General features: G+C 67.3%; 6 protein-coding genes. 4 read left to right on the top strand and 2 right to left on the bottom strand.

Annotated features, from left to right (window positions below; all coding sequences use genetic code 11):
* The first annotated feature begins 232 nt into the window (after nucleotides 1-232).
* Together QVN30_RS11265 and QVN30_RS11260 are read left to right on the top strand one after the other, a co-directional pair.
* Nucleotides 233-2,332: a DUF6020 family protein gene (locus tag QVN30_RS11265; protein WP_289836433.1), complete on the top strand. Its 2,100-nt coding sequence runs from the start codon at nucleotides 233-235 to the stop codon at nucleotides 2,330-2,332.
* A 34-nt stretch (nucleotides 2,333-2,366) separates the two neighbouring features.
* Nucleotides 2,367-3,377, top strand: a complete 1,011-nt coding sequence (locus tag QVN30_RS11260; RefSeq protein ID WP_289836432.1) for a glycosyltransferase family 2 protein — start codon at nucleotides 2,367-2,369, stop codon at nucleotides 3,375-3,377.
* Nucleotides 3,378-3,566: 189 nt separating this feature from the next.
* Here the strand turns inward: QVN30_RS11260 and QVN30_RS11255 are convergent, their stop codons facing one another.
* Nucleotides 3,567-8,216: a 2-hydroxyacyl-CoA dehydratase gene (locus QVN30_RS11255; RefSeq protein ID WP_289836431.1), complete on the bottom strand. Its 4,650-nt coding sequence runs from the start codon at nucleotides 8,214-8,216 to the stop codon at nucleotides 3,567-3,569.
* Entirely contained in the window at nucleotides 8,217-8,903 is a 687-nt protein-coding gene (locus QVN30_RS11250) for a TetR/AcrR family transcriptional regulator (protein WP_289827792.1), read from the bottom strand.
* 466 nt (nucleotides 8,904-9,369) lie between these two features.
* On the opposite strand from QVN30_RS11250, the gene amrA reads away from it, so the two are divergent.
* Together amrA and amrS are read left to right on the top strand one after the other, a co-directional pair.
* Complete coding sequence (gene amrA, locus QVN30_RS11245) at nucleotides 9,370-10,824, top strand: AmmeMemoRadiSam system protein A (RefSeq protein WP_289836429.1); 1,455 nt, start codon at nucleotides 9,370-9,372, stop codon at nucleotides 10,822-10,824.
* A 44-nt stretch (nucleotides 10,825-10,868) separates the two neighbouring features.
* Nucleotides 10,869-11,744, top strand: a complete 876-nt coding sequence (gene amrS / locus QVN30_RS11240; RefSeq protein WP_289836428.1) for an AmmeMemoRadiSam system radical SAM enzyme — start codon at nucleotides 10,869-10,871, stop codon at nucleotides 11,742-11,744.
* Nucleotides 11,745-11,829 lie beyond the last annotated feature (85 nt).

Below are 11,829 nucleotides of genomic sequence, written 5' to 3'. Positions count from 1 at the left end.
CCAAACTGCCCAGTTTGTGTCATTGACCCCCTCGCTTGGACGTGCCGGGATGCTATCCCGCCCCGCGCAAGGCCCTGGGGAAGGTGCCGACGCGGCACCCGTTTATTTGAATAAACCCGGTCTTAAGAAGCCCTTACGTTCTTGTCATGGTTTATTGCCATGAGGTTGCGCGTACCCCCCCCCTGCTAGACTTTCCGAGACTTACGGAGGACCGATTTTGCTGAGGAGAGGTATGGAACGTCAGCTTGCGAGCAAGCGCGACACCAGGCGCACCCTGTACGCATGCCTGCTCGGTCTACTCTGTGCCCTGCTCGTCTCCGTCGATCTCGCCCCGGTGCCCACCAAGGCGGTCGAGGCGCTGTGGCCCCATGCCACGGGCGCCGTCTATATCGCGCTCGAGGTGCTCTGCTCGTTTCCCGGACGCGAGGGCAGCTTGCTTGTCGTGGCGTTCGGCCTGCTGCTCGCCCGGCCGGCGGCGACCGTCTATCTCGGTCGCGACGCGGACCGCCCCCGCATGCGGGGCGCGTCCACCTGGGTCGTGCCCGCCCTGTTCGCGCTCGCCATGGTGTTCGGGCGCAGCTTCGATGTCGCCGGCTCCGCCGAGCTCGTCTGCGGCGGCATATCCGAGGGAATCAAGGCCGCGCTCAGCTTCATCGGATGGCTGCTGCTCGCCCGCATCGGCATCGTCTACCTCTTCCGGCTGCTCGACCGCGCCCGGGCGGCAGCAGATGCGGAACCGACCGGGTGCGGCGCGAGGCCCAGCCCCGCATCCCGCGCCGCCGCGTTCGTCTTCGACCGCCACCCCTTCGCGCTTCCCGCCGCCCTGCTCGCCCTCGCCTGGCTGCCGTGCCTGATCGGCTACGCCCCGGGCCTTTTCATGTGGGACACGGGAACGCAGATCCTCCAGTGGTTCGGCCACCCCAACAACGCGAGCTCCTACCTCAACCTGATCGATCCGGGCACGACCATCCTCACGCAGCACCACCCGCCGCTCACCACGGCGCTCATCGGCTCGTGCGTCCAGCTCGGCATGGCGCTTTGGGGCAGCGAGAACGCCGGCGCGTTCCTGTTCACCTGCCTGCAATTCACCGCCGTCATCTGCTCGTATGCCCACGCCCTTGCCGCGCTCGCACGGATCGGCTGCCCGCGGGCGGCACGCATGGCGGCCTTCGCCTTCGTGCTCGTCGTGCCGGTCTATTCGAACTACGCCGTCCTCATCACCAAAGACGTCCTGTTCGCAGCGGCGCTGCTCCTGTTCGTCACGCAGCTCGTCCTGCTCGTTCGCGCCCAGCGCACCGAGGGCGCGGCGTTCGGCGGCCGCGACATCGCCCTGCTCGCCGCAAGCGCCCTCGGCATCACCCTCACGCGCAACGGCGCGCTCGCCATCGCCGCCGCGGGAATCGTCCCCGCGGCGCTCGTCTGCCTGCGCGGCAGCCGACGCGGCGAAGCCCGCACCGGCGCGCGCCGCGGGCTTCGCATCGCGCTCGGGACGCTCGGTGCGGCCGTCGCCGTCAACGTCGCGCTCACCGGCATCGTCTACCCTGCCCTCGGCATCACGCCCGGCAGCCGTCGCGAGGTCCTGTCCATCCCCTTCCAGCAGACGGCGCGCTACGTGCGGGAGCACGAAGGGGAGCTGAGCCGGGAGGAACGCGACGCCATCGGGGCCGTGCTCGACATCGATGCCATCGGCGTAGCGTACAACCCGAACAAGTCGGATGCGGTGAAGAACACCTTCAACGAGGACGCGACCGCCGAGGACCTTGCGGCCTATTTCCGCGTCTGGGCGAGCGAGTTTGCGCGCGACCCCGTCTGCTATCTCGAGGCGACCGCCGCCAACTACTATGCCTACTTCTATGCGGGCCATGCCTCCAGCTGGTCGTACACCTCGGATTTCAGCCGCGAGGTCATGGACTGGGAGATGCTCACGCCCTATTTCTCGTTCTCCGCGCCGGACCATCCGGTCGTGCGCGCGCTGGACGGCCTGTGCACGCTTTGGCGCACCGCGTTCCAAAAGCTGCCGCTCACCACGCTGACCATGCAGGCGGCTCTGTACTGCTGGGGCCTGATCGCGCTGACCGCCTACGCCGCGCACACGCGACAGGGCCGGATGGCCGTGGTGCTCGCCCCCATGTGGGCGGTCCTCCTCATCACCCTCATCGGCCCCTGCAACGCCGCAACGTACTTCCGCTACGCCTACCCGCTCGCCGTCCTCGTGCCCTTCGCGTTCGCGTATGCCGTGAGCGGCGCGTGCGCACCGGGGATGGCGCCGGCCGATCGCCCGTGCGCACAGGGCCCGCAGGCTCCCGGCGCGACGACGCCGGACGCGGCGTGAATCGGCCGATGCTTCTTAAGAGAGGTGACCCGCAATGAACCGTCATGACCGTCCATCCGATGCGCCGCAGCCGCCCGAGGCTAGCGCGGTCGCCCCGCGCATCGCCGTGCTGGTCCCCTGCTACAACGAAGAGCTGACGATCGGCACCGTCGTCGATGATTTCAGGCGCGCCCTGCCCGAGGCCGACATCTACGTCTACGACAACAATTCGTCCGATCGCACCTCCGAGATCGCGCGGGAGCACGGCGCCATCGTCCGCTTCGAACCGCGCCAGGGCAAGGGCGTGACCGTCCGGCAGATGTTTCGCGATATCGAGGCCGACTGCTACGTGCTCGTCGACGGCGACGACACCTATCCCGCCGAGGCCGCCCGCGCCCTGATCGAACCGATACTCAGAGGCGAGGCGGACATGGCGGTGGGAGACCGCCTGACGAACGGCACCTACGAGCACGAGAACACGCGTGCCTTCCACGCCTTCGGCAACAACCTCGTGCGCTGGCTCATCCACTGGATCTACGGATACAGCTTCCACGACGTCATGACCGGGTACCGCGCGTTTTCCCGTCTGTTCGTCAAGACGATGCCCGTGCTCTCGGTCGGGTTCCAGATCGAATGCGAGATGTCGATCCAGGCCGTCGACAAGCACTGGCGCATCCTCGAGATCCCCATCGCCTATCGCGACCGTCCGGCCGGCAGCTTCTCGAAGCTCTCGACGGTCTCGGACGGCATACGCGTGCTCGTGGCCATCGGATCGCTCTTCAAGGATTACCGGCCGCTGAAGTTCTTCACGCTCGCAGCCCTGCTCTTCGCCGCATGCGGCCTGGTGGCGGGCGTGCCGGTCATCCTCGAATACCTTGCGACAGCCTATGTGAGCCGCGTGCCCTCGGCCATACTCGCCGCCGCGCTCATGTTCTGCGCCGCTCTGTCGCTCAGCACGGGCGCCATCTTGGACACCGTCGCCAAAGGCGAGCGCAAGCGCTGGGAGCTTGCCGTCTACGAGGTGCAGGAGCGCGCGAAGCGGCGCGAGAACGGGCGAGCGCGGTAGGCCCCAACGCTGCGCACGATCACGGGAAGACAGCTCGGGCGCACGCCGAAGGTGTGTCCCCGATTTGCAAAAGTGCAAATTTCAGGTACGTCCCCAATTTGAATAACCCCCTGCTCGGGTGGCGCTGTTAAAAAGTGGGCCGCCCCGTGGGGAGCGGCCCTTATGCAAGCTGTCGTGTCGGATAGGTCGTTACTTGCCGACGCCCTTGCCCAGGCGGTCGGCCACGGCGGCCACGGCATCCTCGGATACCGCGCCGCACGCGCGGCAGGAGTCGCCGCGATCGTGGAGCGGGTTGCGCGTGTCGTCGTCCTCGGCGTGGTGCGGGCGGAACTTGGAGTCGACGGCGTCCATCTCCAGCGGCTTGATGTGCTCGAGCGTGAAGCCCTTGCCGGCGCGCATGTTCTCCTTGGCGACCGAGATCATGAGCTTGATGCGGTTGAGCTGGTTGACCTCGGAAGCGCCCGGATCGTAGTCCACGGCGACGATGTTGCTCTCGGGATGGCGGCGGCGCAGCTCCTTGATGACCGACTTGCCCACGACGTGGTTCGGCAGGCAGGCGAACGGCTGGGTGCAGATGATGTTCGGCGCGCCGTGATCGATCAGGTCGAGCATCTCCGCCGTGAGCAGCCAGCCCTCGCCCATCGTGTTGCACAGGGAGAGCACCTGGCTCGCCTTGGCGGCAAGCGCGCTGATGGGCTCAGGGCGCTCGAAGCGCTTCGACTTCTCGAGGATCTCGTCGGCGGGTCCGCGCATCCAGTCGATCAGCTTGATGAGGGCGGCCATGGCCGTGCGCTGCGTACCGGAGCTGCCGAGCTCGCCCTTATCGTTCTCGGCGCCGCTCATCGCGAACAGGAAGAAGTCGAGCAGGCCCGGGACCACGGCCTCGCAGCCCTCGTGCTCGATGACATCGACCACATGGTTGTTGGCCGTGGGATGGAACTTCACGAGGATCTCGCCCACCACGCCCACGCGCGGCTTGGTTCCCTCGCCCTTGAGCGGCATGGTGTCGAACGCCCGCACGCTCTCGCGCACGAGCTTGGTGTAGCTGTGGCGCGTGAAGGTCGGCGCCATCTCGCGCGCCTTGGCCATGTACTTCTCGTACAGCGCGTTGGCCGCGCCCGGCTCGACCTCGTAGGGGCGGCAGCGGTAGAGCATCTGCATCATGACGTCGCCGTAGAGCACCGCGTAGACGGCGGCCTTCAGGATCTGCGGCGTCACCTTGAAGCCGGGGTTGTCCTCGTCGAGCTTCACGGCGGAGATGGAGATGACCGGAATCTCGGGGTGGCCGGAATCCTTCAGCGCCTTGCGGATGAGCGCGATGTAGTTCGTCGCGCGGCAGCCGCCGCCGGTCTGCGAGATGATGACGGCGGTGCGCGACAGGTCGTAGCGGCCGGACTCGATGGCCTCCATGATCTGGCCCGTGACGAGAATCGACGGGTAGCAGATGTCGTTGTTCACGTACTTCAGGCCCGCCTCGACCGCGCCGCGATCGGTGGAGGGCAGAAGCTCCAGGTTGTAGCCGTTCTTGCGGAAGACCTCTTTCACCAGGTCGAAGTGGATCGGCGCCATCTGCGGGCACAGGATCGTGTAGCCGTCACGGCGCATCTGCTCGGTGAACTTGACCTTGGGGAACGCGGCGGAGGCGGCGCGGCGCTGCGCGGACAGGGCGTACTTGTGCGTGGCGAACACCGGCGCCTCGTCGCTCGGGGCAACCGGCGCGGCATCGCCCTGCTCGTAGGCCTCGCCGGCGGCAGCGGCCTCGGCAGCGCGCTCGGCCTCCTGGTCCTTCAAGGCGGCCATGAGCGAGCGGATGCGGATGCGTGCCGCGCCGAGGTTCGACACCTCGTCGATCTTGAGCACGGTGTAGATCTTGCCGGAGCCCTCGAGGATCTCCTGCACCTGGTCGGTGGTCAGCGCGTCCAGGCCGCAGCCGAAGGAGTTCAGCTGGATGAGATCGAGGTCGTTGCGCAGCGTCACGAGCTTGGCCGCGCGATACAGGCGGCTGTGGTACATCCACTGGTCCACGACGCGGATGGGACGGTCGGGCTTGACGAGGTGCGCCACGGAGTCCTCCGTGAGCACGGCGAAACCGAAGCTCGCGATGAGCTCGGGCAGCGCGTGGTTGATCTCGGGATCGTTGTGGTAGGGGCGGCCGGCCAGCACGATGCCGTGGCCGCCGTGCTCCTCGATCCAGTGGATGGCCTCCTCGCCCATCGTCTGGATCTGCTCATGGAAAGCGGCGTCCACCTCGTAGGCGTAGTTGACGGCGTCGTCGACCTCTCGGCGCGTCAGCTTGGGTCCGCGCACGCGGCCGCGGCCGGCCTCGGCATCGGACACGCGCTGCTCGGCGAGCACCTCGTACAGGCGGCGCTTGAGCGCCACGCGGTCGTTATACGGCACGAACGGGTACATGAACTCGATGTTCTTCTCGGCGAGCTCGTCGATGTTCAAGCCGAGCGCCGTGGGGTAGCTCATGACGATCGGGCAGTTGTAGCAGTTGCCCGCGGCCTCGTCCTCCTTGCGCTCCTTGCGGATGCAGGGCATCCAGATGAAGTCCGGATCCTTGTCGATGAGGTTCATGATGTGGCCGTGGGAGAGCTTGGCCGGATAGCACACGGACTCCGACGGCATCGACTCGATGCCCGCCTCGTAGGTCTTCTTGGTGGAGTCGTCCGACAGCACGACCGAGAAGCCGAGCTTGGTGAAGAACGCGTGCCAGAACGGGTAGTCCTCGTACATGTTGAGTGCGCGCGGGATACCCACCGTGCCGCGCGGGGCCTCGTCGGCGTCCAGGCACTCACGGTCGAACAGCAGCTCGTTTTTCTTCTTGAACAGGTTCGGGGCCTCGGTCTTGCTCTTCTTGTGCCCCGCGCCCTTCTCGCAGCGGTTGCCCGTGATGAAGCGGCGGCCGCCGCCGAAGTCGTTGATGGTGAGCTGGCAGTTGTTGGAGCAGCGGCCGCAGCGCGCGTGCTTCTGCGTGACGGTGAGGTCGGCGATCTCGCCGGCGGTCAGGATGGTCGAGACACCGGTGGCGCCGGCGCGGTCGCGCGCGAGCAGGGCGGCGCCGTAGGCCCCCATGCAGCCGGCGATGTCGGGGCGCACGGCGTCAAGGCCGGTGAGCAGCTCGAAGGCGCGCAGGGTCGCGTCGGACATGAAGGTGCCGCCCTGGACGATGACCTGGTCGCCGATCTCGGACGGGTCGCGCAGCTTGATGACCTTGAACAGGGCGTTTTTGATGACGGAGTAGGACAGGCCCGCGGCGATGTCGCCCACCGTGGCGCCCTCCTTCTGTGCCTGCTTGACGCGGGAGTTCATGAAGACGGTGCAGCGGCTGCCCAGGTCGACCGGGTTCTTGGCGCCGATGGCCTCCTTCGCGAACTGCACGACGTCCATGTTCATGGACACCGCGAAGCTCTCGATGAAGCTGCCGCAACCCGACGAGCAGGCCTCGTTCAGCATGATGTGCTCGATGACGCCGTCGCGCACGCGCAGGCACTTCATGTCCTGGCCGCCGATGTCCAGGATGAACTGGACGCCGGGGAGGAACGCGCGGGCGCCGCGCAGGTGGGCCACGGTCTCGATCTCACCGGAGTCGGCCTTGAGCGCCTCGATGAGCAGCGCCTCGCCGTAGCCGGTCGTGGTCACGTGCCCGATGGTGCAGCCGGCAGGGATATGCGCGTAGAAGTCGGCCATGATGGTCTTGGCCGTGCCGAGGATGTCGCCGTTGTTGTTGCCGTACCACGTGTGCAGCAGCTGGCCGTCCTCGCCCACCATGGCGGCCTTCATCGTGGTGGAGCCGGCGTCGATGCCGATGAACACGCGGGCGCCCGTATAGGTCGCTAGGTCGCCCTTGGGCACGACCTCGCGGTCGTGGCGCTCCTTGAACGCGCGGTACGCCTCCTCGTCGGCGAACAGCGCGTCGAGGCGCGCGACCTCGGAGCCCTGCGTGTCGCCGAGCGCGTCGATGGCCTCGATGAGCTCGGGGAACGTTGCGAGCTTGTTGGACTCGTGCGCCATGGCGGCGCCGCTCGCCACGAACAGGTGCGCGTTCTCGGGCACGATGCGGTGCTCCTCATCGAGCTCGAGCGTGATGTAGAACCGCTTACGCAGCTCGGAGAGGTACTGCAGCGGGCCGCCGAGGAACGCGACGTTGCCGCGGATGGGGCGGCCGCACGCGAGGCCCGAGATGGTCTGCGTGACGACGGCCTGGAAGATGGAGGCGGCGACGTCTGCGGGCGCCGCGCCCTCGTTCAGCAGGGGCTGGACGTCGGTCTTGGCGAACACGCCGCAGCGGGAGGCGATCGGGTAGATGGTCGTCGCCTCGCGGGCGAGCTCGTTCAGGCCGGACGCGTCGGTGTGCAGCAGCGTGGCCATCTGGTCGATGAACGCGCCCGTGCCGCCGGCGCAGGTGCCGTTCATGCGCTGCTCGATGCCCTGGTCGAAGTAGATGATCTTGGCGTCCTCGCCGCCGAGCTCGATGGCGACATCGGTCGCGGGGATCAGGGTCTCCACGGCGCGCTTGCTCGCGATGACCTCCTGCACGAACTCCAGGCCGAGCCACTGGCTGAGCAGAAGACCGCCCGAGCCGGTGATGGCGCAGGTCATGGGCGTGCGCTCGAGCAGGCCGGCCGCGCCCACGAACAGGTCGCGCGCGCAGGCGCGCACGTCGGTGTGGTGGCGCTGGTACTTGGCGTAGACGATCTGGTTGTCGTCGTTCAGGACCGCGAGCTTGACCGTGGTGGAGCCCACATCGATGCCCAGGTGGAGCGTGCCGTAGGCGGCCTCGGGATTCCAGATGCTGCCCTCGGGGACAACACCGATCTTGATCTCGTCGCTCATTTAGTTCCCCTCGTTCTCGAGTTGCAGGTTGAGAAGCTTCATGCCGTATTCCGGCACGTTGATGTCGATGGGCATGCCGTACAGGTCGCCGGGGCGCACGAAGGCGATGACCGTCATGATGCGCGCCATGGTCTCGGGGCTCTCCTTGAGGCCGGTCTCGAACCAGCGCTGGATCACGCCGACCTCGGCGGTGACGACATAGCTGAGGTAGTAGTCGAAGAAGGCGCCCAGCGCACCGGGGAAGATACCGGTCTGCATGCGGTCGGCGACCGCCGCGCGCGCCAGGTCGATGAGCTTCTTGATGAACGCCGGGTCTCCGCCGGGACCAAGAAGCGATCCGATGAGCTCGCAGTGCTTGCGCAGGTAGTCGAGCAGCTCGACGGAGCCGGGGGCGGGAGCCAGCTCATCGATGGTGCGATAGAGCTCCGGCAGCGTCGAGGCGCCAATGCGCGCCACGAGCTCTCCGATGTCTTCGAGCAGGACGGACTCCACCTGCTCGACGAAATCGGGAATGTCCTTGTAATGGGAGTAGAACGTGCGCCGCGTCAGGCCCGCGCACTCGGTGAGCGACGCCACCGTGATGCGCGACAGGTCCTCGCCCGCGCTGAGCTGCCGGACGAGCGCGCCGAGCAGCGCGTGCTGCGAGCGCAGCGACCGGCGGTCGCACTTGAAATCGGTTTGTGGCATGCAGTCCTTTCGGTTGCAATTTCACTCCGTGTGCATTATTGCACAGCGTGTGCACGAATATACCTGCCTCGCCGCGTCGCACGGTCTCTGCACAAGTGTCAAGGCACGGTTAAGGAAAACACCAATCGACTAAGTTTGCACCAGCCGCTACCGAGGCATGCCCCATCTACCGCGCGCTCCGGGCAACGCTCGAATCGGCGGTACGTATAGGTAACACCGCCCTATCGACGGTACGGTATGGGAACGTTTTTGGGTGAAAAACGTTCCCATACCGTACCGTCAATCGACTGGCGTTCCCATACCGTACACTCGATTGCCCGACCGCGTCCCCGATTTGTGCCGGTTGGATCAGCGTTTTCCTTGATCTGCGGCTCCTCACATGCGACCAGTGAAATCGCGGCATCAAAAGATGCCCTCACAAAAATGGGCACACTAGAAGGTAGTCACCTAGCGAGGAGATGGTCTTATGTCGATATGCGCCGCATTCGCCGTTCCGCATCCACCGCTGATCGTTCCCGGAGTCGGGCATGGGCGCGAGGCGGGCATCCAGGCCACCGTCGACGCCTATCGCGAGGTGGCGCGGCGCGTCGCCGAGATCGCGCCCGACACCATCGTGCTCTCGAGCCCGCACTCGACGTCGTACCTCGACTACCTGCACATCTCGGGTGGCAGCGGTGCGGCCGGAACGTTCGCCCAGTTCGGGGATCGCGCCGACGGGAGCCGAGTCGCCTACGACCGGGAGCTCGTCGGCGCGCTGTGCGAGGCGGCAGACGCCTGCGGCCTTGCCGCCGGCACCGCCGGCGAGCGGGACCCCGAGCTCGACTGGGGCGTGCTCGTGCCGCTCCACTTCATCCAGGAGGAGTACGCGCGCCGTCGCGATGCGGGCGACGACCTGCCGACGTACCGGCTGGTCCGCATCGGGCTGTCCGGGCTCTCCCCGCGCGACCACTACCGCTTGGGCCAGCTTGTCCAGCACACGGCCGATACGCTGGGGCGGCGCTGCGTCTACGTCGCGTCGGGCGACCTGTCGCACAAGCTCGCCGAGGACGGACCCTACGGATACACCCCCGACGGCCCCGCCTTCGACGAGCTCGTCTGCCATGCCTTCGAGGAGGGCGACTTCCTGGCTCTGATGACTGCGGACCGCGGCATGTGCGAGCGCGCCGCCGAATGCGGGCTGCGCTCGTTCCAGATCATGGCGGGCGCGCTCGACCGCACGCCCATCCGATCCGAGCTACTTTCCTATGAGGGGCCCTTCGGCGTGGGATACGGCATCGCCGCGTTCACCCCCACCGGGGCGGGAGGCTCGGATGCCTCGCGCGCCATCGGCGATCGGTACGAGGCGTGGCATGCGGCGGACATGGACAGGCGCCGCTGCGCCGAGAGCCCGTGGGTGCGGCTCGCGCGCTACTCGCTCGAATCCTACGTCCGCGACGGGTGGCGCATCGATCCCAACCGGGACCTGCCGGCAGATCTCGCCGGGGCGCTTCCCGACGAGCTGTTCTCGACGCGCGCCGGCGCCTTCGTCTCGCTCAAGATGAACGGGCAGCTACGCGGCTGCATCGGGACCATCCTGCCCGTGCGCGACAGCCTTGCCGAGGAGATCTGCGCGAACGCGATCTCGGCCGGATGCCGCGACCCGCGCTTCTCCCCCGTGGAAGAAGACGAGCTCGCGGAGCTGGTCTACGATGTCGACGTGCTGTCGGAACCCGAGGCGATCGCGGGGCCCGAAGAGCTCGACCCCGCCCGCTACGGCGTCATCGTGAGCGCAAGCAGAGGGCGGCGCGGGCTGCTGCTGCCGGACCTCGACGGCATCGACACGGTCGCGGAGCAGATCGGCATCGCCGCGCGCAAGGGCGGCATCGACCCGGACGACCCGAGCATCACGCTCGAGCGGTTCACCGTCACGCGCCACGTATAGGGAGACGCGGGCGCGCCTCGAGGCGCCCGTCGAAGGAGGGGACCATGGAAGCAGCCGCGTACGCAACCTGCGGCACCTGCCCGCACCGATGCCGCCTGGCGCCGGGGCGCCTTGGAGCGTGCCGGGCCCGACGCAACGTCGGCGGCGCGGTGGTGCCCGTAAACTACGGGCGCGTCACCTCGCTGGCGCTCGACCCCATCGAGAAGAAGCCGCTCGCGCGCTACAGGCCCGGCACCCTCGTGGTGTCGGCCGGAAGCTTTGGCTGCAACCTGCGATGCCCGTTTTGCCAGAACGCGGAGATCTCGCAAGCCGACGATGCGGGCGTCCCTTGGCGCGAGATCGCTCCCGACGAGCTCGTCGCCATCACCCGCGACGCGCGCGACCGCGACGGCCGCGTGATCGGAATCGCCTACACCTACAACGAGCCGCTCGTGGGATGGGAGTACGTGCGCGATTGCGCGCGGCTGGCGCACGAGGCGGGGCTTGTGAACGTCTTGGTGTCGAACGGATGCGTCGAACCGAGCGTGCTCGACGGGCTCGCGGGGCTCATCGACGCGGCGAATATCGATCTCAAGGGGTTTACCGACGGGTTCTACGACGCCTGCGGCGCGCCCGCACACGCGCTCTCCCGCGTGAAGGGCACCATCGCGCGCCTTGCGGCCGATCCCGCCTGCCATCTCGAGGTCACGACGCTCGTCGTTCCCGGCATGAACGACACCGAGGAGGAGATCGATGCGATGGCCCGCTGGCTCGCATCGCTTGATGAGGGACGCGGGCGTGACACCGTCACCTACCACGTCACGCGCTTCTTCCCGCGCTGGCGCCTCACCGATCGCGGGCCGACGCCCGTGGATGCGGTCTACCGCCTCGCCAACGTGGTGCGTCGGCACCTCGAACACGTCTACACCGGCAACTGCTAGACGCGTACGGCGCGCTGCAACATCTCCCGAACGCCCCTCCAAAAGATGAGGGGCAGAGGCCGATGACACAAAACGGGTGAAATGG

This window comes from Collinsella ihumii (assembly GCF_030385545.1).
Classification (GTDB): Bacteria; Actinomycetota; Coriobacteriia; order Coriobacteriales; family Coriobacteriaceae; genus Collinsella; species Collinsella ihumii.
This window is presented reverse-complemented; position numbering and strand designations above follow the sequence as displayed.